At 76.0% G+C, this 21,750-nt stretch carries 13 protein-coding genes and 1 pseudogene; 4 read left to right on the plus strand and 10 right to left on the minus strand.

Annotated features, from left to right (window positions below; genetic code table 11):
• Positions 1 to 88: 88 nt before the first annotated feature.
• The 6 genes and pseudogenes from ACGF5C_RS02670 to ACGF5C_RS02695 form a co-directional block, all read right to left on the minus strand.
• On the minus strand, positions 89 to 1,438 hold the full coding sequence (locus ACGF5C_RS02670) for a DEAD/DEAH box helicase (RefSeq protein WP_393296076.1): 1,350 nt from the start codon (positions 1,436 to 1,438) through the stop codon (positions 89 to 91).
• 222 nt (positions 1,439 to 1,660) lie between these two features.
• Positions 1,661 to 1,864, minus strand: a complete 204-nt coding sequence (locus ACGF5C_RS02675) for a cold-shock protein (protein WP_007464836.1) — start codon at positions 1,862 to 1,864, stop codon at positions 1,661 to 1,663.
• Between the two features lie 197 nt (positions 1,865 to 2,061).
• Positions 2,062 to 5,547 (minus strand): ATP-dependent helicase, encoded by a 3,486-nt coding sequence (locus ACGF5C_RS02680; RefSeq protein WP_393296078.1) that lies wholly within the window; start codon positions 5,545 to 5,547, stop codon positions 2,062 to 2,064.
• A 104-nt stretch (positions 5,548 to 5,651) separates the two neighbouring features.
• Positions 5,652 to 9,158 carry an ATP-dependent helicase gene (locus ACGF5C_RS02685; RefSeq protein WP_393296080.1) on the minus strand — a complete coding sequence of 1,169 codons (3,507 nt, stop codon included), beginning with the start codon at positions 9,156 to 9,158 and terminating at the stop codon, positions 5,652 to 5,654.
• Positions 9,159 to 9,330: 172 nt separating this feature from the next.
• Positions 9,331 to 9,876, minus strand: a complete 546-nt coding sequence (locus tag ACGF5C_RS02690) for a TIGR00730 family Rossman fold protein (protein WP_393296082.1) — start codon at positions 9,874 to 9,876, stop codon at positions 9,331 to 9,333.
• A 198-nt stretch (positions 9,877 to 10,074) separates the two neighbouring features.
• Positions 10,075 to 10,914: pseudogene (locus ACGF5C_RS02695) on the minus strand (TIGR00730 family Rossman fold protein); the annotation flags it as partial.
• Between the two features lie 155 nt (positions 10,915 to 11,069).
• Between ACGF5C_RS02695 and ACGF5C_RS02700 the strand changes: the two are divergent.
• Positions 11,070 to 11,234 (plus strand): hypothetical protein, encoded by a 165-nt coding sequence (locus ACGF5C_RS02700; RefSeq protein WP_393296084.1) that lies wholly within the window; start codon positions 11,070 to 11,072, stop codon positions 11,232 to 11,234.
• 172 nt (positions 11,235 to 11,406) lie between these two features.
• On the opposite strand, the gene dapE is transcribed toward ACGF5C_RS02700, so the two are convergent.
• Entirely contained in the window at positions 11,407 to 12,480 is a 1,074-nt protein-coding gene (dapE, locus tag ACGF5C_RS02705; RefSeq protein ID WP_393261331.1) for a succinyl-diaminopimelate desuccinylase, read from the minus strand.
• Positions 12,481 to 12,609: 129 nt separating this feature from the next.
• Between dapE and dapD the strand changes: the two genes are divergently transcribed.
• Positions 12,610 to 13,566: a 2,3,4,5-tetrahydropyridine-2,6-dicarboxylate N-succinyltransferase gene (gene dapD, locus ACGF5C_RS02710; protein ID WP_393296086.1), complete on the plus strand. Its 957-nt coding sequence runs from the start codon at positions 12,610 to 12,612 to the stop codon at positions 13,564 to 13,566.
• A 51-nt stretch (positions 13,567 to 13,617) separates the two neighbouring features.
• On the opposite strand, the gene ACGF5C_RS02715 is transcribed toward dapD, so the two are convergent.
• Positions 13,618 to 16,986 carry a S8 family serine peptidase gene (locus ACGF5C_RS02715; protein ID WP_393296088.1) on the minus strand — a complete coding sequence of 1,123 codons (3,369 nt, stop codon included), beginning with the start codon at positions 16,984 to 16,986 and terminating at the stop codon, positions 13,618 to 13,620.
• Between the two features lie 96 nt (positions 16,987 to 17,082).
• Between ACGF5C_RS02715 and ACGF5C_RS02720 the strand changes: the two genes are divergently transcribed.
• Positions 17,083 to 17,640, plus strand: a complete 558-nt coding sequence (locus ACGF5C_RS02720; protein WP_393296090.1) for a sugar O-acetyltransferase — start codon at positions 17,083 to 17,085, stop codon at positions 17,638 to 17,640.
• A gap of 103 nt (positions 17,641 to 17,743) precedes the next feature.
• Positions 17,744 to 20,371: a hypothetical protein gene (locus ACGF5C_RS02725; protein ID WP_393296092.1), complete on the plus strand. Its 2,628-nt coding sequence runs from the start codon at positions 17,744 to 17,746 to the stop codon at positions 20,369 to 20,371.
• A gap of 25 nt (positions 20,372 to 20,396) precedes the next feature.
• Here ACGF5C_RS02725 and ACGF5C_RS02730 read toward each other — a convergent pair whose 3' ends face one another.
• Both ACGF5C_RS02730 and ACGF5C_RS02735 read right to left on the minus strand, forming a co-directional pair.
• Positions 20,397 to 21,044, minus strand: a complete 648-nt coding sequence (locus tag ACGF5C_RS02730) for a nucleoside/nucleotide kinase family protein (protein WP_393296094.1) — start codon at positions 21,042 to 21,044, stop codon at positions 20,397 to 20,399.
• Positions 21,044 to 21,691, minus strand: coding sequence for an SIMPL domain-containing protein (locus tag ACGF5C_RS02735; protein ID WP_393296096.1), 648 nt, complete (start codon positions 21,689 to 21,691; stop codon positions 21,044 to 21,046). The genes ACGF5C_RS02730 and ACGF5C_RS02735 overlap by 1 nt, the downstream gene beginning before the upstream one ends.
• Positions 21,692 to 21,750: the final 59 nt, after the last annotated feature.

The following is a 21,750-nucleotide window of genomic DNA, read 5'->3' on the forward strand; positions in this document are numbered from 1 at the left end:
GGGTGTTCACGGACCGTCACGACCGGTCCGGTGCGGGTGCCTGCCCACGCCCGAGACCGACCGGGGCCGGGCCGGGGGAGGGCGGGCGTCAGGAGGCGCGGGGCGTCCGGGGCCGCCGCGGGCGGCGGGGCCGTCCCGAGGCGCGGTGCGGAGCCCGGCCACCCTCGCCGGCACGCCCGCCGTCGCCGGCCCGGCCACCCGAGCGTCCGGCGGCCGACGTGGAGGACGCGGCCTGCGGCGGGGGCGGCGCGATCGTCACCGGCACCCCGGACGGCTCACGGGCGCCGGTCACCCGGGCCAGTGCCTCGTCGCCGGGGCGCACCTGGACGGATTCGGGGCGGATGCCGGCAGTGCTCATCAGCCGGGACACGTCCCGGCGCTGCTCCGGCAGGACCAGGGTGACCACCGTGCCCGACTCCCCCGCCCGGGCGGTACGCCCACCGCGGTGCAGGTAGTCCTTCGCCTCGGTGGGCGGGTCCACGTTGACCACCATGTCCAGCCCGTCGACGTGGATGCCCCGGGCCGCCACGTCGGTGGCGACCAGCGCGGTCACCTGCCCCGTGCGGAACTGCTCCAGGATCCGGGTGCGCTGCGGCTGCGACTTGCCGCCGTGCAGCGCGGCCGCGCGTACGCCCTTGGCCAACAGTTGGCGGGCGACCCGGTCGGCGCGGTGCTTGGTGCCCATGAACAGGATGGTGCGGCCCTCGCGGGCGGCGATCCAGGTCAGCGCGGTCGGCTTGTCCGCCGCGTCGACGTGCAGGACGTGGTGGGCCATCGCGGTCACGGTGGCGGTGCCCGGGTCGACCGAGTGCGAGACCGGGTCGGTGAGGAAGCGGCGGACCAGCTTGTCCACGCCGCCGTCCAGGGTGGCCGAGAAGAGCATCCGCTGCCCGTCCGGGGCGACCTGTTCCAGCAGCTTCGTCACCTGCGGCAGGAAGCCCATGTCGGCCATCTGGTCGGCCTCGTCGAGCACGGTGATCGCGACCTGGTCCAGCCGGGCGTCGCCGCGGTTGATGAGGTCGTGCAGCCGCCCGGGGGTGGCCACGACCAGTTCGGCGCCCGCGCGCAGGGCGTCCGCCTGGCGTTGCAGCGACAGGCCGCCGACGACGGTCGCGCAGCGCAGGCCGACGGCCCGGGCGTACGGGTCGAGCGCGGTGGTGACCTGCTGGGCCAGCTCACGGGTCGGCACCAGCACCAGGGCCAGCGGCCGGCCCGGGCGGGCCCGGCGGCCGGCGGTGCGCGACAGCACGGGTAGCCCGAAGGCGAGGGTCTTGCCGGAGCCGGTGCGGCCCCGGCCGAGCACGTCCCGGCCGGCGAGCGAGTCCGGCAGCGTCGCCGCCTGGATCGGGAACGGCTCGGTGATGCCCTGGGCGGCCAGCTCGGCGAGCAGCGCCGGGGCCAGGCCGGTATGGGCGAACGACGGTACGACGGTGGTCATGCGGAAGCCTTCCTCGACGCGGCACGTGTCGAGGGAGGGCGCCGGAGGCGGCGCTGTCACCGGCGGACCAGGCCGCGGATGACTCACAAGCACGAACCGAAAGGGGTACGGGCCCCGGCCCGCCGCCGTTCGCCGCCTGCTCACGCAGGTCGACGGGGCGGCGGACCGGTCCCGTCACCGCACCCGGAGGGCGCGGTGGGTGTTACCTGGAAGATCCGAAGATCAGAGCGGGCGGATGTTCTCCGCCTGCGGGCCCTTCTGGCCCTGGGTCACCTCGAACTCGACCCGCTGGTTCTCGTCCAGGCTCCGGTAGCCGGAGGACTGGATCGCCGAGAAGTGGGCGAAGACGTCGGCGCCGCCGCCGTCCGGGGTGATGAAGCCGAAGCCCTTGTCAGCGTTGAACCACTTGACGGTGCCAATAGCCATTTTTGTCTCGTCTCCTTGACGGAACGTCGAACCCGCACTTGTTGCGGGCCCGAAGAGGAGCGCGCCACGCGGAACTGCCTGGCTCGCTTGTCGCTTCTGGTCGCCCCGCCCGGAGAACTCCGGACACAACAAAGAGCGCCTGGGCCACAATCCTCCAGGCGCACACAGAGTCTCTGGGAACCATAACTGCAACGCGATCAACCTATCACAGATTCGCCGGATGGCCCACCGTCTGCCGGATTTTCCGGCACCGAGGTGATCAGCGCGGTGAGCCCGTCGGCGTCGAGCAGGTCGGCCGGGCGCACGGTGACGCCGTCGCGCACGTAGTGGAACGCCGCGCCGACCCGCTCCACCGGCACCCCGGCCAGCTCCGCCCAGGCCAGCCGGTAGACCGCGAGCTGCACCGCGGCCACCTCGGCGGCCGGGCCGGCAGGCTGCCGGCCGGTCTTCCAGTCGACCACGTCGAACCGCCCGCCCGGGCGGGCGAAGACCGCGTCCATCCGGCCCCGCACCACCACCCCGGCGATGACCGTGGCGAAGGGCACCTCCACCTCGACCGGCACCCGGTCGGCCCACTCGCTGGCCAGGAAGCGCTCCTGGAGCTCGGCGAGCGCCTCGTCGGGCGCGGCGTCGGCGTCGGCCGCGCCCGGCAGCTCGTCCAGGTCGAGCAGCCGGTCGGCGCCGAACCGCTGCTCCAGCCAGGTGTGGAAGGCGGTGCCCCGGCGGGCGTACGGGCTCGGCTCGGTGGGGACCGGGCGGCGCAGCGCCCGGGCCAGCGCCGCCGGATCCCGGCGCAACGCCACCAGCTGGGTCACCGAGAGCTGCCCCGGCAGCGTCACCTCGACCGCGCCGGCCTGCCGGGTCAGCTCGGCCCGCTCGGCGAGCAGCAGGTCGGCCTCCCGCCGCCACCGCGCGACGTCCGGGTCGCCGGCCGGCGGCTCGGCTCCCGCCCCGGCGGCGTCGTCGCCGTCGGCCGGGCGTTCCGGGCCCACACCGTCGCCGGGTTCCGGGCCGGCCGCGCCCCGCCCGCCGGCCGGCCGGCGACCCGCCGCGCCGCCGTCGGCGAGGAAGCGGCGGACCAGGACGGCTGCCTCGGCCAGCGCCGGGCGGCGGGCGCCGAGCGGGTCGGCCGGCCACTCGGCGCGGAGCACCACCTCGGTGGTCGGGTTGACCGCGTCGCCCGGCGGCTCCGGCGCCCACTCGTCGACCAGGTGCCCCGCGCGGCCGTCCAGGCAGGCGTCGTGCACCTCCCGCAGCAGCACCGACGGGCCGCGCGGCCGCTTCGTCCCCTCCCCCCACCAGTGGCCGGAGCAGAGCAGCAGCCGGCGGGGCCGGGTCACCGCCACGTACGCCAGCCGGCGCTCCTCCCGCTCGTCGTGCGCCCGCCAGGCGTCGGTGAAGTCCTCCAGCGCCCGGGCCACCCCGCGCTGGTCCTCGGTGCCGCCCAGGCCCAGCTCGGGCAGCCCGTCGGCGTCCCCGCGCAGCGGGAACGGCAGCACGCCGAGCCCGCCCAGCCAGTGGTCGGAGTTGCGCACCGGCCCCGGCCACACGCCCCGGCTCAGCCCGGCCACCGCGACCACGTCCCACTCCAGGCCCTTCGCGGCGTGCGCGGTGAGGATCTGCACCGCCCCCTCGACCACCTCCACCTCGCCCGGGCTGAGGCCGCGCTCCTCGTCCTCGGCGGCAGCGAGGTAGGCCAGGAAGCCCGACAGGGTGGCGCCCGGCGTCTCGCCGCCGAACCGGGCGGCGACGTCGCCGAGCGCGTCCAGGTGGCCCCGGGCCAGGCCGGCGTCCCCGGCGCCGTCCCGGCCGGCGCGTACGGCCACCTCCACGTCCAGGCCAATCGTGCGCTCGATGTCCGCGATCAGCTCCGGCAGGGACTGGTCCAGCCGGTAGCGCAGCAGCCCCAGCTCCCGGGCGTACGCGCGCAGCCGGGCGTAGCCCTCCGCCGAGTACGCCTGCGCCGGGCCGAGGTCGGCCAGCGCCTCGACCAGGGTCGCCTCGTCGAGCAGGTCGGGGGTGATCTCCGGACTGCCGTCGTCGGCGAGCTTCCGCCGGGCCGCGGCGATGCCCTTCGCCCGCCGGTGCAGGGCCACCAGGTCACGCGGGCCGATCCGCCAGCGCGCCCCGGTCAGCAGCCGCAGCAGGGCCGCCCCGTCCGTCGGGTCCGCCAGCACCCGCAGCGTGCACACCACGTCCCGCACCTCGGGGGTGTCCAGCAGGCCGCCCAGGCCGACCACCTCGACGGGCAGCCCGCGCTCGCGCAGCGCCGACTCGATCGCGGGGATCTGGCTGCGCAGCCGCACGAGCACGGCCGTCGTCGGTCGCAGCGGCACCGGGATGTGCTCGGGCAGCGCGCCGGGCATGGCAGCCGCCCCGCGCCAGGCGTGCAGCACGCTGTCGGCGATCCAGTCGGCCTCGTCGGCGTACGTCGGGAGCAGGGCGCAGTGGACGGTGCCGCCAGCGGCGCCGCGGGCGCTGCGGTGCGGCACCGGGTCCTTGACGCTCATCGCGGCGTGCAGCTCCGGCACCCGGGCGCCGGCTGCCCGCAGCGGGGTGGCCAGGGCATTGGCGACGCCAAGGATCTCGGGGCGGTTGCGCCAGCTCGTGGTGAGGCCGAGCACGTCGGCCGGCGTGCCGTCGGCGCGGGCGAACTCCGTGGGGAAGCGGTCCAGGGTGCCGGCGCTCGCCCCCCGCCAGCCGTAGATCGACTGGCACGGGTCACCGACCGCGGTCACCGGGTGCCCGCCGCCGAACAGCGCGTTGAGCAGCACCACCTGGGCGTGGCTGGTGTCCTGGTACTCGTCCAGCAGCACCACCCGGAAGCGGTCCCGCTCGATCTCGCCGACCCCCGGGTGGTCCCGGGCCACCCGGGCCGCCCGGGCGAGCTGGTCGGCGAAGTCCATCGCCTCGAAGTCCTCCTTGCGCCGGGCGTACGCGCGCACCAGCGGGAGCAGCTTCAGCCGGGTCTGCTGGAGGGCCAGGGCCCTGCGCACGTCGGCGTAGACCCGGCCGGGGCGGGCCTGCACCTCGGCGAAGAACCGGCCTGTCCAGGCGGCCAGCTCGTCCGGGTCGACCAGGTGCTCGTCCAGCTCGCCGGCGAGCGCCAGCACGGCGTCGGTGACCGTGCTCGGCATCCGGTCCACCTCGGACATGTCGCCGTCGTAGTTGCGCACCAGCAGGTCGACGAGCTGCCAGCGGGACGCCTCGGTGAGCAGCCGGGTGGACGGCTCGTAGCCGGCCCGCAGCCCGTGCTCGGTGACGATCCGGCCCGCGTACGAGTGGTAGGTGGAGACGGTCGGCTCCCCCGCCAGCGGGTCGTCGAGCGGGTCCCGCCCCCGCCGCCCGAGCCGCCGCACCAACTGGTCGAGCCGCGTACGCACCCGGTGCGCCAGCTCGCCGGCGGCCTTGCGGGTGAAGGTGAGCCCGAGCACCTGCTCCGGCCGCACGTGCGAGTTGGCGACCAGCCAGACCACCCGGGCCGCCATCGTCTCGGTCTTGCCCGAGCCCGCGCCCGCGACCACCAGCAGGGGCTCCACGGGCGCGGCGATGATGGCCGCCTGCTCCCGGGTGGGCGCCGGCAGCCGCAGCAGCTTCGCCAGCTCCACCGGCGTGTACCGGGGGCCGGCGTCGGCGACCCGGGGCGCCGGTGTCGCCGTGCCGAACAGGGCGGGCTGGGTCACCGCTCCGCCTCAGTTCGCGACTGCGGGGCTCGCAAGCTCACTCCTCACACTCACGGCTGCCGGTTTGGTTCGCAGCCGCAGGGCTCGCAACCTCATTCTCAGGTTCACGGTTGGTCGGGGCGGCGGGCGGTCGGGGGCTCGACCACCTGGCGGCCCTGCCCGGACACGGGGCAGCTCGACCGCACCGGGCAGACCCGGCACTTCGAGTTGGCGACGGCGGCGAACGTGGCGGCGGCCATCGTATCGGCGGTGCGCCGCACCAGCGCAGTCGCCCAGCCGGCCTCCGGGCCCTCCCCCGCCGGCGGCTGGCTCTGCTCCTTCGCGTCCTTCGCCCCGGTGCCGAGCTGCACCAGCGCCGCCCCGCCGGACTCCTCGCCGAACTCGGCGAACGCCCCCGCCTCGACCGCCGCCTGGTACGCACCGAGCTGCGGGTGCTCGGCCAGGTCGTGCGCGGTGACCGCGGTGGACTTCCCGGTCTTCAGGTCGATCACGACCAGCCGGCCGTCGGCGTCGACCTCCAGCCGGTCCACCCGGCCGACCAGCTCGACGGGCCGGTGCGGGTCGTCGAGGCGCACCGCGAACTCGTGCTCGATCGCGAGCAGCCGGCGCGGGTTGGCCGCGAGCCAGCGCAGCAGCTTGTCGACCATCCCCTCGGCGCGGGCCCGCTCGGGCCCGACCATCCAGCGGGCGGCCAGCTCGATCGCGTCGAACCGGGCGGCGACGTAGTCCAGCAGGGCGCCCCGGTCGACGCTCGCGTCCTCGGCGAGCATCGCGGCGGCGTGCACGAGGTTGCCGACCCCCTGGGCGGCGCTGGCCGGGGCGCTGCCGCCGTGCCGCTCCAGCAGCCAGCGCAGGCTGCACCGCAACGCGCTCTCCATGCCCGACGGGGTGACCCGGACCGGCTCCCCCTCGTCGACGAGCGGGCGGTCGTCGGAGAGCTGCCGCAGCCCCCACCAGTCGTCCGGGTGCGCGCCGGCCACCCCGGCGGCCGCGAGGCGGGCCAGCTCGGCCGCCGCCGCCTGCCGCCGGGCGTAGGGCGCGTCCGGGTCGCTGACCGCCGTACGCAGCTCCGCCACCAGCGCCGGCAGGGTCAGCGCACGGGGCGGCCGACTCACCGGCAGCGTCCTCGGCCGGTCCGGTTCCTCCTCGCCCGCCGCCACCGGGCCGTCGCCCGCCCCCGGCGGGACCGGCCCCGCGGCGCCCGGTCCGGCCTGCGTCGACCCGGCCTGCGTCGGACCTGCCGGGTCCGGCCGGCCGGGCGGGGGGCCGTCGTCCGGCGCGGGCGGGTCGGTCGGGCCCAGCTCGTAGAGGAAGCGGCTCGGCTGTTCCTCGTGGTCGTCGCCGCCGACGGCGGCGGAGGCGACCGCGCTGACCAGCAGCCGGCGCCGGGCCCGGGTGACCGCCACGTGGAACAGCCGCCGCTCCTCGTCCAGCAGCGCCGAGGTCTGCCCGACCAGGGTGGCCACCGTGCCGGCGCCGGCCGCCCGGCCGGCGAGCACGTCGACCAGCCGCTCGGAGCCGAGCAGGCTGCCGCGCAGCCGCAGGTCGGGCCAGACGCCCTCCTGCACCCCGGCGACCGCCACCAGGTCCCACTCCAGCCCCTTCGCGGCGTGCGCGGTGAGCAGCCGGACCGCCTCACCCCGGTCGGCGGTGGGGGCGATCGTGTCGGCCGGCAGGTCCTGGCCGAGGACGTGGTCGAGGAAGACCTCGGTGCGCGCGCCGGGCAGCCGGTCCGTGAACCGGGCCGCCGCGTCGAAGAGCACCATCACGGCGTCGAGGTCCCGGTCGGCGGCCTCGGCGCGCCGGCGCCGGGCCACGTCCCCCTCGCCGGCCACCGTCTGGCCCCGGCCGATCGCGGCGGACCACAGCTCGGCCAGCCCGCTGGCCCGCCAGACCGCCCACAGCACGTCCTCCGCGGTGGCGCCGGGCCGGGCGGCGGTCTCCCGGGCGACGGCCAGCAGGCCGGCCACCGTCTGCGCCGGCTCGGCCCAGCGCCGCTCGATCCCGGCCAGATCGGCCGGGTCGCGCAGCGCCTCGACGATCAGCTCGCCCGAGGGCCGGCGGTCGCCGGCGGCCAGCGCCAGGGCCCGCAGCCCCTGCCGCAGCCGCCGCTCGGCCAGCGGATCGGCGCCGCCGAGCGGCGAGTGCAGCAGGGCGACGGCGGCCTCCTCGTCGAGCCGCTCGGGCTCCAGCGCGCAGCGCAACAGGAGCAGCAGCGGCGCGACCGCCGGTTGCAGGTGCAGCGGCAGGTCCTCGCCGTGCACCACGGTGGGCACCCCGGCGGCGTGCAGCGCGCGTTGCAGCGAGGGCAGCTGCCGCCCGGTGGAGCGCACCAGCACGGCCATCTCCGACCACGGCACGCCGCCGAGCAGGTGCGCCTCGCGCAGGGCGTGGGCCAGCCAGGCCGCCTCGCTGGTGGCCGAGCGGAAGGTGCGCACCTCCACCGAGCCGGGCGGCGCGTCGGGCAGCGGGTGCAGCCTGCGGTGCGCCGCCGGGCCGCGCAGCCGCCGCGCCAGCCGGCCGGACGCGGCGAGCAGCCGGGGGCCGGCCCGGTAGGAGGTGGTCAGCACCACCTGCGCCGTGGGCGCCCCGGAGGCGGTGCGGAAGCGGTGCGGGAACGTGGTCACCACGGCGGGGTCCGCGCCGCGGAAGGCGTACGTGGACGAATCAGGGTCGGCGAACGCCACGAGGGACTTGCCGCCGCCGGCCACCGTCGCGAGCAGTTCCTGCTGGGCGGGATCGGTGTCGGCCAGCTCGTCGACGTAGACGTACGCCAGCCGGCGTCGCTCGGCCGCGAGCAGCTCGGGGTCGTCGAGCAGCATCCCGGTGGCGGCCCGGACCAGCTCGGCCGGGTCGTACGCGACGGAGCCGCGGTTGCTGACGTCGCGCAGGGCGAGCACGGCCACGTACTCCCGGAGGAAGCGCGCGGCGGCCGGCCAGTCGGCGCGGCCGAGCTTCTCGCCCAGCCGGGCCAGCTCGACGGGGCCGACCCCGCGCTCGGCGGCGCGCATCAGCAGGTCGCGCAGCTGTGCCGCGAAGGCCCGGGTGCGCAGCGCGGGGCGCAGGTCCTCCGGCCAGCCGACCGGGTCGTCGCCTGGTTCCTCGCCGACCACGTCGAGCAGCTCGCGGATGATCAGATCCTGCTCGGGGCCGGTGAGCAGCCGGGGGGACGGCTCTCCCCGCTCGGCCGCGGCCCGGCGCAGCAGCCCGAAGGCGTACGCCGGGAAGGTGCGCACCAGCGGCTCGCGCAGCACGCGGTGCCCGCCCCCGGCGGCCCGGGCCTCGATCCGCTGGCGCAGCGCGGTGGCGCCCCGGCGGCTGAAGGTGAGCACCAGGATCCGCTCCGGGTCGACGCCCTCGGCCACCCGCGCGGCGACCGCCTCGACCAGGGTGCTGGTCTTGCCCGTGCCGGGGCCGCCGAGCACCAGCATCGGCCCGTCGGTGTGCGCGACGACCTCCGCCTGGCGCAGGTCGGTCAGCCGCGCCGTCCCCCGGTGCGCGTCACCGCCGGCCGGCCCACCTGGCCGCCCGTCCTTCCGGGCCGGCCCACCGGACCGGTGGCCCCCCGGGGCCGCCTCGGCGGGCCGGCGCACCAGCCGGTACGCCTGCATCCCCCCATCCCACCACGCCGGTACGACACCCCCGCCCCGCCACCCCCGCCCCGCCCCACCGCCTTCCCTTCCGCGATCTTGCACTTTCGGCCCCGACGAACGCATACGAAAGGGGCACAACAGGGGCCACAAGCGCAAGATCGCGACGGGACGGGTGGGGGGTGGGGGTGGGTCAGGTCAGGTGGAGTTCGAGGGTGTCCAGGGCGGCGGGGACCGTGTCGGTCAGGGTGAGCAGGTCCAGGCCGGCGGGCTTGAGGAAGGTCTGGTCGGCCAGCGCGCGCAGCCAGTCGAGCATCGGGCGGTAGAAGCCGTCGGTGTCGACCAGCACCATCGGCTTGGCGTGCAGGGCGAGCGTCGCCGTCGTCCAGACCTCGAACAGCTCGTCGAGGGTGCCGAGGCCGCCGGGCAGCGTGAGGAACGCGTCCGACTTGTCGATCATCAAGGTCTTGCGACTGGCCATCGAGTCGGTCACGAGCAGCTCGTCCGACGCCAGGTCGGCGACCTCCAGGTCGACCAGCGACTGCGGGATCACCCCGATCGTCCGCCCCCCGGCGGCCCGCGCGCCGTCCGCCAACGCGCCCATCATGCCGACGCATCCGCCCCCGCTGACCAGCGTGTGCCCGCGCCGGGCGATCTCCGCGCCCGTCTCGGCCGCGAGGTCCAGCCAGCGGCGGTCGAGCGTACGGGAGGAGGCGCAGAACACGCAGATCGCCGCCATGCCTCAGCGCTCCCCGCTCGCGTCGCCCGCCCGGCGCGGCCCGGCCGACGCGGCCCCGGCCGACGCGGCGCCACCCGACGCACCACCACCCGACGCACCGCCACCCGACGCAGCGCCACCCGACGCACCACCACCCGACGTGGTGTCGCCGGGCAGGTCGGCGCCGCCGCTCGACCCGGCGCCGTTCGCCGCCCCGGCTCCGGCCGCCGCGGCGGCCTGCTGTTCGGCGGCGGCGACGGCCACGGCCTCGTCGCGGACCGCGTCCTGCTCGACGGAGAGGGCGGCCTCGGCCTCCACGATGTGCCGGACCGCCGCGTCGACGTCGTCGGTCACGCAGATCAGTTCCAGGTCGATCGACCCGATCTTGCCGTCGGCGGCCATGGTGTCGCGCAGCCAGTCGAGCAGGCCACGCCAGTAGTCGGCGCCCATCAGCACCACGGGGAACCGGGTGACCTTGCCCGTCTGCACCAGGGTGAGCGCCTCGAAGAGCTCGTCCATGGTGCCGAACCCGCCGGGCAGCACGACGAACGCCTGCGCGTACTTGACGAACATCGTCTTGCGGGCGAAGAAGTAGCGGAAGTCGATGGCGAGGTCGACCCAGTCGTTGAGGCCCTGCTCGAAGGGAAGCTCGATGCCGAGCCCGACGGAGAGCCCGCCCGCCTCGCTGGCACCCCGGTTGGCCGCCTCCATCACGCCCGGCCCGCCGCCGGTGATCACCGCGTAGCCGGCCCGGGCCAGGGCCCCGCCCAGCGCCTCGGCCAGCCGGCACTCCGGGCTCTCCGGCCGGCTGCGGGCGGAGCCGAAGACGCTCACCGCCGGGGGCAGGTCGGCGAGGGTGTCGAAGCCCTCCACGAACTCGGAGAGGATGCGCAGGGCCCGCCAGGCGTCCTTGGTCTTCCAGTCGCCGCGCCCCCGCGAGTCGAGCAGGCGCTGGTCGGCGGTGCTGCCCGTGATCGCCTGCCGACGCAACGTCACGGCCCCCCGGTGCCGTTCCCGTCCCGGCTCGCGGCCGGCCTCCCGCCCGTTGCTCTGACCCATGGGAGCAACCGTAGTGGAGCGACACCCGCCGGGTGCGCGGGGCGACGAGCCCGGAAATTAGTTCCGGATCATGGGCAACTAATTCGGTCGCACGGACGTCTTACTATTCACATACCGGGTATGCCCCGGCGCGCGCCTTCGGGGGAGGAGTCAGCGTGATCAGCAACAGCGAGATGATCCGGATCCGGCGACAGATGCAGCGCCGGATCCGCGACGTGGTGGCCGAGCGCCGCCGCGCCCGCCTGATGGAGCCGTCCGCCGCCGACCAGGGCGGCCCGGCCGACGCCCGGCCCACCGCCGACGCGTCCGCCACCGCCTGACCGCACCGCCACCGTCCGACCGCACCACCACCGTCCGACCGCACCGCCGACACGCGACCGGGAGGTTCGCGTCACCGGGCACCACCCGGCCGACGCGGGCCTCCCGGTCGCGCACGGGGCGACCACCGGGGCGGGCGGCCGGCAGGCGCCAGGACGACCGCCCAGGAGCCCGTCAGGCGGGGGCGAGCCAGCGGTGCAGCGTGGCGGCGCCGTCCCGGATCTTGCTGATCTCGACGTGCTCGTCCGGGTGGTGGGCCAGATTCGGGTCGCCGGGGCCGAAGTTCAGGGCCGGGATGCCCATCGCCGCGAACCGGGCCACGTCCGTCCAGCCCAGCTTGCCGATCGGCGCGGCGCCGACCGCCGCGAGGAACTCCCGGGCCGGGGCCGCCTCCAGCCCGGGCGGGGCGCCGGCGGCCGAGTCGGTGACCCGCACGTCGAAGCCGGCGAAGACCTCCCGCAGGTGCGCCTCGGCCTCGGCCGGCGTACGGTCCGGCGCGAACCGGTAGTTGACCTCGACTTCGCACCGGTCCGGCACCACGTTGCCGGCGACGCCGCCGTTGATGCGGACCGCGTTCATCCCCTCCCGGTAGTCGCAGCCGTCGATGGTGACGCGCCGCGCCTCGTACCGGGTCAGCCGGTCGAGCACCTCGCCCGCCGCGTGGATCGCGTTCACCCCGTGCCACGAGCGGGCCGAGTGGGCGCGGACGCCGGTGGTGGTGACCACGCACCGCATGGTGCCCTGGCAGCCGGCCTCGACGATCCCGTACGTCGGCTCCAGCAGCACCGCGAAGTCCGCCTCCAGCCACTCCGGGTGCGCCTCGGCGACGAGGAAGAGGCCGTTGTACTTCGACTCGATCTCCTCGGCCTCGTAGAAGAAGTACGTCACGTCGTAGCGAGGGTCCGGCAGCGTCACCGCCAGGTGCAGCGCGTACGCCACCCCGGACTTCATGTCGGAGGTGCCGCAGCCGTACATCAGGTCGCCGCGCATGCTCGACGGGAAGTTGTTGTTCAGCGGCACCGTGTCCAGGTGGCCGGCGAGCACGATCCGCTGGTCCCGGCCCAGGTCGGTCCGCGCCATCACCGTGTTGCCGTGCCGGTAGGTGGTCAGGTGCGGCACGCCCCGCAGCACCTCCTCCACGCAGTCGGCGATGGCCTTCTCGTCGAGGGACACGGACTCTATGTCGACCAGCGCACGGGTCAGGGCCACCGGATCGGCCAGGACCTCGGGGGTCAGCGGGTTCTCCATGGTTCGCACGGTACCGTCAGGTCGGGTGAGCGCGAGGAGCGAGCGCTCCCCGGGCGGCCGGCGTGGGACGCGGTCGCGCGGGGCGCGAGGGGAACCCGCGACCCGCAGCCACGAACGAGAGGTGAATCAGTGACGTCCGAATCCGCCTGGGGCATCGGCCTGGCCACCGTGACCGCTGACGACCAGGTGCTCGACACCTGGTACCCGACCGGCAAGCTGGGGCTCGGCAAGCTGCCACTGGTCGCCGGCGAGGACGAGGCGGACGTGCTGGACCTGCCGCCGGGGGCAGTCGGCGACCGGGCGCTGCCCGGGCTGCGTACCGTCCAGGTGGTCACCGTGATCGGCTCGCTGGACGACCCGATCAAGGACGCCGCCGACGCGTACCTGCGGCTGCACCTGCTCTCGCACCGCCTGGTGCGTCCCAACGAGCTGAACCTCGACGGCATCTTCGGCAAGCTGGCGAACGTCGCGTGGACCTCCGCCGGGCCGTGCCCGCCGGAGCGGGTGGACGAGCTGCGGGTCATCGAGCGGGCGGCCGGCCGCCACCTGGCCGTCCACGGGGTGGACAAGTTCCCCCGGATGACCGACTACGTGGTGCCCTCCGGTGTGCGGATCGCCGACGCCGACCGGGTGCGGCTCGGCGCGCACCTGGCCGCCGGCACCACCGTGATGCACGAGGGCTTCGTCAACTTCAACGCCGGCACCCTGGGCACCTCGATGGTCGAGGGCCGGATCGTGCAGGGCGTGCTGGTCGGCGACGGCTCCGACATCGGCGGCGGCGCCTCGATCATGGGCACCCTCTCCGGCGGCGGCACGGAGAAGGTCCGCATCGGCGAGCGCAGCCTGATCGGCGCGAACGCCGGCGTGGGCATCTCGCTCGGCGACGACTGCGTGGTCGAGGCCGGCTGCTACGTCACCGCCGCTTCCAAGATCACCCTGCCGGACGGCCGGGTGGTCAAGGCCCGCGAGCTGTCCGGGGTGGACGGCCTGCTGTTCTGGCGCAACTCGGTGACCGGCGCGCTGGAGGCGAAGCAGCGCAGCGGTCGGGGCATCGAGCTGAACGCCGCGCTGCACGCCAACGACTGACGGCCCGCCCCGCCGGGTCCGCGATCGTCGCGGACCCGGCGGGGGTACGCCTCACCGCAGCCGGTACGCCTGGATGACGCGCTGGGTGACCGTGTTGCCGGCGGTGTCCCGGGCGGTGGCCCGCAGCGAGACGTGTCCGGGGCCGGCGGGGTGCCGCACGGTGGCCGTCCAGCCGTCCCCGCCGGGCCTGACCCGGGCCGGCTGCCAGGTCTTGCCGCCGTCGTAGGAGACGTCGACGGTCAACGCGGCCACCCGGGCCGACGGTGCGCCCGGCTGCCGCTGCACCTGCACCGGGATGGCGAAGGTGTGCCCGGCCGGGGCCGCGCTGTCCTTGTCGAGCCGCGGCGTGAACCGGATCGCCGACACCGGCAGGGCAACCAGGTCGTCCCCGGCGACGTGCCGGGACCGGAACGTCCACGTCGCCGCCACCTCGGTGGCGAGGTCGGTGAAGCTCCGCTTCGACAGCACCTCCACCCGGTAGTCCGCCGCGCCGGGCGGCACCTCGAACCGGCCGTACGCCGGATCCGGGGTCTCCCCGACCAGCGCCCCGTCGCGGTAGAGGGCGGTGCGGGCGGTGTCGGCGACCGAGCCGCCGGGGTGTCCCTCGGCGTCACTGTGCAGCGGCAGGCTCACCTCGACGCGGTCGCCCTGGCGGGTGATCCCGGCCACCGGGAACGACGGCCCATACGGCGCGCTGTTCCAGCTCTCCCGGTAGTGCCGGCCGGCCCGCAGGCTCCGCTCCTCGGAGAACAGCACCGCCTTGACGTCGGTCCAGCCGTCCTCGCCCGGCACCCCGAAGTTCAGCTCGGAGGACCAGCGCACGCCCCGCGTGTTGTAGTGCTCGACCCGCTGCCCCGGCGTCGCGGTCGGCAGGACGACCGCCCAGCCGCCGACGTCGGGCTCCAAGTGCGGGAAGACCACCCGCTCGGTCACCAGGCCGGCAGGGGCGGCCCCGAACCGGTGGGTGACGGTGGCCAGGTCCTTCGCGCGGTAGTGCCGGACGAAGCCGGTCGGCATCCGGCCGGGCGTCGCCTCGCTGAGGGCGTAGAGGTAGGGGCTGCTGGCGGCCTCCCGGTCGGCCCACTGACTGCTGATCGTGGCGACGAGGCGCTCCCCGGACACCGACGGGCCGAGTCCGGCGCTGAAGAGACCCTCGAAGTCGAAGGCCAGCAGGCCGAAGCCGTAGCTGCCCTCGTCGACGAAGAAGTTCGCGCCGGTGTCGACCAGCACCGGGGTGGCCGAGCGCTGCGGAACGCTCATCCGGACCGGCCTGCCCTGCCGGGCGTCCACGGTGACCCGCGTGTCCCCGGCGACCACCAGCTCCGGCTGGACGATCTGGGTGACCCCGGCGAACTGCTCGCCGTCCACCTCGAACACGAGGCTGTTCAGCCCGTACCGGCCCTTGGGCAGCCGCAGCTCGGCGGTGCCGTCCGGGTCGTACAGGTCGTACGAGGCGAATCCCTCCAGCGAGATCAGCGTGGTGCCGTGCTCGCCAGCGGCCGCGCCGTCCCGGCCCAGGTGCGAGACCGTCACGGTGTAGCTCTCCACCTCCCGGTGCACGGCCAGCGGGGTGGTCGCCACCGTGTCGCCGGTGCGGGCGACGACCCGGCCCGTGTAGTGGCCGTCCGGCCCGGCGACCCGGGTGTCGGCGGTGACGGTGACGCTGGCCGTGCCGCCGGCCGGCACGCTGACCCGGTCGGCGCCGAGGGTGAACATGCCGGCCGGGGCCGGCTCGCCGCCCGGGCCGGTCGCCTCGACGGCCAGGTCCAGGGAGACCGCGGCAGGGCCGTCGTTGCGCCAGGTCACCGTGCGGGTGATCGGGGTGTCGTCGTGGTGGGGCCAGAGCGCCCGGCCGAAGGAGACGCTCGGCGGATCGCTGGTCACCGTCTGGCCGATCGCGCGGGCCACGTCGACCCGCCCGGCCCCCTGCTGGTACGCGCTCAGCTCCGAGTGGGGTTTCGCCGAGGCCATCAGGGTGGCCTTGAGCCGGCCGGCGGTCCAGTCGGTGTGCTGCTGGGCCAGCAGCGCCACCGCGCCGGTGACGTGCGGGGCGGCCATCGACGTGCCGGACAGCGACACGTACCCCTCCCCGGCCGGCTCGCCGATCACCCCGTCCCGGCTGCGCGCCGCGACGATCCCCACGCCGGGGGCGGTGAGGTCCGGCTTGAGCCCGTCGTCACCGACCCGCGGACCACGGCTGGAGAAGCTGGCGAGGGCGTCGTCCCGGTCGACGGCACCCACCGAGAGGGCGGCGTCGGCGGTGCTGGGGGAACTGACCGGGGCGAAGGTGCCGTCGTTGCCGGCGCTGATCACGAAGAGGACGCCGGTCTGCGCGGTGAGCGCGTTGACGGCCTCCTCCAGCGGGTCGACCTCCGGGGTGTCGAAGCCACCGAGACTCAGGTTGACCACGTCGGCCCGCTGCTCGACCGCGGCCCACTGCATGCCGGCGAGGATCGCGGACTCGGGGCAGCCGTACGTCTCGCAGACCTTGCCGTCGAGCAGCGTCGCGTCGGGGGCCACGCCCCGGTGCCGGCCACCGGAGGCGGCGCCGCTGCCGGCGATGATCGAGGCGACGTGGGTGCCGTGCCCGACCACGTCGCCGGCCGCGGCCTCCTCGGTGAAGTTGTGCGCCTGCGCCACCCGGCCGGCCAGGTCCGGGTGCGTGGCGTCCAGCCCGGTGTCCAGCACCGCCACCCGCACGCCCCGGCCGGTGAGACCGGCCTGGTGAGCAGCCGGCGCGCCGATCTGCGGCACGCTGCGGTCGAGGGTGATCCGCCGCCGGCCGTCGAGCCAGATCCGGTCGACACCCCCCGCCGCGCCGACCCGCGCTCCGGCGGCGGTGACCGCCGCCCACACCTCGCCGGCCCGGTCCTTGGCCGCCGTCGCGGCGACCCCGCGGACGGCGGGCAACTCGCGGGTGACGGTGACCCCGGCCGGCGCCGCCGCACGCCGGGCGGCGCCCGACGCGCCGGTGATCAGCACCGGCAGGTCGTCACGGCGGGCGTCGTCGTAGCCGGCCTCGATCAGCCCGGTGACGTCGAACAGCCGCCGGTCGACCCGCCCCGCCTGGATCGGCGCCACCGCGTCCTGCGGCACGACACTGAGCCGGCCCTGTTCGCGGCGGGTCAGGAAGCGGATCTTCTCGCGCCCCGGCCCGGGACGCACGCTCGCCCCGGCGCCGGTCACGGTGACCCGGTCCCCGGTGAGCAGGGTGACGGTGGTGGGGCGGCTGCCCGGCTGCGACGCCGGGGCGACGCCGGCGGTCGGGTCAGGACGGGCGGGGCCGGCGGGCGCCTGGGCCACGGCCATCCCCGGGGTGCCGAGCACCAGGCCGAACACGAGACCGAGACCGGCCAGTTTTCTTCTTCGCTGCAACGGATCCTCCTCGTCGGGCGTTACTACCTGTGGAGAGACGCGCATTGACGGTCATCATGTTTACATACCGGGTATGCAAAATGAAGACATGAAGATGACGGACCAGCCAACGGACGCGCCGCCCTTCGGGATGATCGACCGGTGACCTCCATGAAGGAACGCATGCTGGCCGGCGAGCCGTACATCGCCAACGAGCCGGAGATCGTCGCCGACCTGGACCGCGCCGCGCGGCTGATGGAACGCTTCAACACCACTCCCGCGGCCGACTCGCAGGGCCGGCTCGCGGCCCTGCGCGAACTGCTCGGCGAGGTGGGCGAGGAGACCTGGGTGCGGCCACCCTTCTACTGCGACTACGGCTGGCAGATCCGGATCGGGCCGCGCAGCTTCGTCAACTTCAACGCGGTCTTCCTCGACGTCGCCCCGATCACCATCGGTGCCGACGTCCAGATCGGACCGAACGTGCAACTGCTGACCCCCACCCACCCCGTCGAGCCCGGGCCGCGCCGCGACAAGTGGGAGGCGGCCAAGCCGATCGCCATCGGCGACAACGTCTGGCTCGGCGGCGGCGCGATCGTGCTCGCCGGCGTCACCGTCGGGGAGAACACCGTCGTCGGCGCGGGTGCCGTCGTGACGAAGGACCTGCCGGCCAACGTCGTCGCGCTGGGTAATCCGGCTCGCGTCGTACGCCAGCTCGGCTGACCTCCGATCAAGCCCACCACCTGCACAAACGTCCATCCGCGACTGGCGTGGACGACCACGCCCACGGCACTGTGGGTGGTGACGTCGTCACCAGGAGGCGGGGATGGTCGGTCGGGTGCTCGAACTGCGCGTGCACGGGGTCTCCAACACGCCACCGGGCCAGATCCTCGGCCTGCGGCCCGCGCCGGGGGCCGACCCGCCCCCGCCGTGGCGCGTCGCGGGCGACCCGGTCACCGGCTTCTACCGCTCCCCCGCCGCCGGGCCGGACGACCCGGTCGTCGTCGAGGCGTACAGCTGGGGGCAGTTGACCTCCGGCGGGCGGACCGCGCGTGACGTGGAACGGGCGCTGTGGACGCTGCTGCTGCCCTTCACCCTGGCCAACGTCGCGCTGCACGCCCGGCCGCGCATCCCGGCGGACCCGGACGACGAACGCCCGGCCGGCAGGTCGGGGGTCACCGCCTGGTTGATCCGGCTGTTCTGCCTGAGCCTCACCGGCACGCTCGCGCTCACCCTCACCGGTGTCGGGGTCGACCTCGTGGGCTGGCAGTGCGTCGACGAGGACTGCCTGCGCCGGCTCCCCGGCCCCTGGGAGTTCCTCGGGCAGGGCTGGTGGAGCGAGGGCGCGCGGCCCCTCGCCGTCGGCCTGCTCGCACCGCTCGGCGTGCTGGCCCTGCTCGGGCTGGTGAGCTGGCGGACCTACCAGTACGAGGCGCAGATGCCGGCCGAGCCGGCCCCCCTCGCCGGCGCCCGGCCGCCCGGGGGGACCCCGACGGGCGAGCCCGGGCAGCCCGTGCCGGAGCCACCGGCGCCCGAACCGCCACCCGGCCCGCCGGGCAACCCGCTCCAGCACCCCACCTTCTGGAACGGGGAGGGGCAGCTGCGCCGCGCGGCCGTGCTGCACCTCTGCACCGGTGCCGTCGTGGCCGCCGCCGTACCGCTCGGCGCGGTCCTCGCGATGGACCCGCCCCGCGGCGCCCGGGCCGCCGTCGCCTGGCCCACAGTGGCCGCGTTCGCCGCCGCCGTGCTGATCGCGGTCGTGGCGCTCGCGCGGCCCTGGCTGACCCGGCGCGCCGGCCACACCCCGCTCGGCCGCTGGAGCGTGGTGGTCATCGTGCTCACCGGCGCCGGGCTGGCGGGCACCCTGCTGGTCCTGCTGCTGCCCGACGGGCCCGCGGGCACCCCGCTGGCCGACCTGCGCCAGGTGCCCGGCTGCGGCCGGCAGCCCGCCGCGCCGCCGTGCCCGGCCGACCGGTCGCTGCCCGGCGTCGACCGGGTCATCGCCTGGCTCGGCACCGGGCAACTGCTGTTGCTGATCGCGATCGGGTCGGTGAGCCGGTCGGGGCGGCGGGCGCTCGCCGCGCCGGCGGCGGCCGCCCTGCTGCTCGCCCTCGGCGTCGCCTGGATCGCGGGCCGGCTGCCCGGGATCCCGCCCGCGCCTCCGCCGCTGGAGGTCTGGATGCTCGCCCTCGGGGTCGTCGCGCTCGCCGCGACCGGCCTGCTGCTGCCGCGCGTACCGACGCCGGCCGAGCGGCAGCCGCTGGAGCCCCACACCGACCTGGCCTGGGGCGGCCGGGCCCCGGCGCTCATCGCCGGCTTCGGCTGGGTGCTCTGCCTGTCCTACTGCGCCGGCCTGCTCCACTGGGTCACCGGCCGGCTCGGCGACGGCGCGACGGCCGACGCGGTCTCCCCCGTGGCGCCCCCGGTCCCGGTGACCTGGGCCGGGCTCGCGTTCGCCGTCGCCCTGCTCACGCTCGTCGCCACGGCCGCCCGGGCCGGCCTGCTCTTTCTCCGCCTGCGCCGCCACGAGTACGCGGAGCTGGTGCCCGCCGGTCACCGGCTCTCCGGCCACGACCTGCGGCGCTGCCGGCAGGTGAGCGCCTGGCGGGCGCTGCACCGGTTGGTCGGTGAGCACGCGGTGCGGCTGGTCGGCCGCTACGCCGCCGCGTCCGGGGTGCTGGTCGCCCTCGGCTACGCCGCCGCGCTCTCCGGCGGCCGGCCCCACCCCACGGCGGCGACCGGCGGCGCCGCCGTGGTCGAGTGGATCTCCGGCGTGGGCGACCGGATGCTCGGCTGGCTGCCCGTGCTCGTCGGCGCCGTGGGTCTGCTGGTCTACCGGAACGACGTCGTCCGCCGCTCGGTCGGCGTGCTCTGGGACGTCGGCACCTTCTGGCCCCGGGCCGCGCACCCGCTCGCCCCGCCCAGCTACGCCGAGCGGGCCGTGCCCGAGTTGCAGACCCGCACGGCCGGGCTGCTGGCGCTGGACGAGCACGATCCCGGGGCCGTGGACGGGATCATCCTCTCCGGGCACAGCCAGGGCACGGTGATCTGCGCCGCGGTGATCCTCCAGCTCCCCGCCCGGTCGCGGCGGCGGATCTGGTACTTCTCCTACGGCTGCCAGCTCACCCGGCTCTACGGGCGGGTCTTCCCGGCGTACTTCGGGCCTGACCGGCTGCCGGTGCTGGCCGACGCGCTGACGCCGCCCGGTGGGCGCACCCGCTGGACCAACTTCTGGCGGGCCACCGACCCCCTCGGCTGGCAGGTGACGGCGGGGGAACGCGAGGTCGCCGTACGCGACCCGGAGGCGCTGCACCCCAGCGACGGGGAGGTGGCCGACCCGCCGATCCGCAACCACAGCGGCTACCCGGAGGCGGCCGAGTTCCAGCGGGAACGCTCGCGGGTGGCCTGGCTGCTGCGACAGGGCGTGCCGGCGCCCCGCCGCGGCGCCGGCTGACCCCGACCGGCCGCACTGGGCGGGGTCAGGCCGGCGGCGGCTCGTCGAGCCGGACGACCAGGTCGGCGGCGTGCGCGGTGCCCGCCACCAGGGCGGCGTTGGCCTCGTCGCTGCCCGTCGCCCACGCCCGGGCCTGCTCCGCCGACCGCCCGTACGCCTGGTGCCGGACGGTCAGCCGGCGCAGCCGCAGCTCGACGTCCAGGTCGAGGAACCACGCCTCGTGCAGCAACGACCGCACCTCGTCCCAGGGCGGCGCGCCCAGCAGCAGGTAGTTGCCCTCGGTGACCACCAGCCGCACCGACGGCGGCACCTCGATCGCCCCGGCCACCGGCTCCTCCAGGTCCCGCCGGAACGCCGGCGCGTAGACGGCGGTCGGCTCCAGCCGACGCAGTCGCCGCAGCATCGAGACGTAGCCGTTGGCGTCGAACGTGTCGACGGCGCCCTTGCGCTCGGCCCGGCCCAACCGGTGCAGCTCGGCCTGGGCCAGGTGGAAGCCGTCCATCGGCACCAGCCGGGCGGCGGGGCCGACCGCCTCGACGATCCGCTCCGCCAGCGTGGACTTGCCCGCGCCGGGCGCCCCGGCGATGCCGAGGAGCTGACGCGGGCCGGCGTCGGCGAGGGCGCGTGCCCGCGCGACCAACTCGTCGACCCCGACGACCCGGGCGGCTGTCATCAGCCGAGAACCGGCTCGCTGATCGCGAACCGCGCCTGCACCGCCGCCTGCACGGTCTGCGGCTGCGGGTCGAGCTCCAGCTCCGGCGGCCCGGCCTCGGCGCCGCCGCCCATCCCGTACGCCATCCGGCTCATCATGGGCCGCTCCGCCGCGCCCACGTCGGCCAGCTCGATCAGGGCGGTCACCCGGGCGCCGAGCGCCTCCGCGTACTCGCGGGCGCGCAGCAGCGCGTCGGCGATCGCGGCGTGCCGGGCCTCCCGGTGCGCCGGGCTGTCCGGCCGCAGCGACCACCACGGCCCGGCCACCTCGACCTGGTCCTGGTCGGCCAGGCGCAGCATCAGGTCGCCGAGCGCGGTGAAGTCGCTGACCGTCACGGTGGTCGCCACGCTGCCGTGGTACGCCACCACCCGCTCGCCGGAGCGCCGGGTCTCCGGCCGGACCCGCAGCTCGCCGGTCTCCCGCCGGTCGATCGCGGGGCCGTAGCCGTCGAGCAGCACCCGGACGGCGGCGGCCCGCTCGGCCAGCCGGGTCAGGGTGGCCTCCCGGTCCCGGTCGCGGGCCGTGGCGGTCACCGTGAACCGGGCGATCTCGGGAGGGACCTCCCGGTACGCCTCGCCGCGCACCGCCACCACCGGCCCGTCCACCATGCCCTCACCCTAACCGCGCTCCCGTCCGCCCGCCCGCCACGCTCGGGAAGCGACGCGGG

It is taken from the genome of Micromonospora sp. NPDC047620 (assembly GCF_043205005.1).
In the GTDB taxonomy this organism is placed as follows: Bacteria; Actinomycetota; Actinomycetes; order Mycobacteriales; family Micromonosporaceae; genus Micromonospora.

Coding starts and splice junctions, on each gene's coding strand:
- ACGF5C_RS02670 (WP_393296076.1), bottom strand. CDS start 1,438: ATGACCACCGTCGTACCGTCGTTCGCCCATACCGGCCTGGCCCCGGCG.
- ACGF5C_RS02675 (WP_007464836.1), bottom strand. CDS start 1,864: ATGGCTATTGGCACCGTCAAGTGGTTCAACGCTGACAAGGGCTTCGGC.
- ACGF5C_RS02685 (WP_393296080.1), bottom strand. CDS start 9,158: ATGCAGGCGTACCGGCTGGTGCGCCGGCCCGCCGAGGCGGCCCCGGGG.
- ACGF5C_RS02690 (WP_393296082.1), bottom strand. CDS start 9,876: ATGGCGGCGATCTGCGTGTTCTGCGCCTCCTCCCGTACGCTCGACCGC.
- dapE (WP_393261331.1), bottom strand. CDS start 12,480: ATGGAGAACCCGCTGACCCCCGAGGTCCTGGCCGATCCGGTGGCCCTG.
- ACGF5C_RS02715 (WP_393296088.1), bottom strand. CDS start 16,986: ATGCGCGTCTCTCCACAGGTAGTAACGCCCGACGAGGAGGATCCGTTG.
- ACGF5C_RS02725 (WP_393296092.1), top strand. CDS start 17,744: ATGGTCGGTCGGGTGCTCGAACTGCGCGTGCACGGGGTCTCCAACACG.
- ACGF5C_RS02730 (WP_393296094.1), bottom strand. CDS start 21,044: ATGACAGCCGCCCGGGTCGTCGGGGTCGACGAGTTGGTCGCGCGGGCA.
- ACGF5C_RS02735 (WP_393296096.1), bottom strand. CDS start 21,691: ATGGTGGACGGGCCGGTGGTGGCGGTGCGCGGCGAGGCGTACCGGGAG.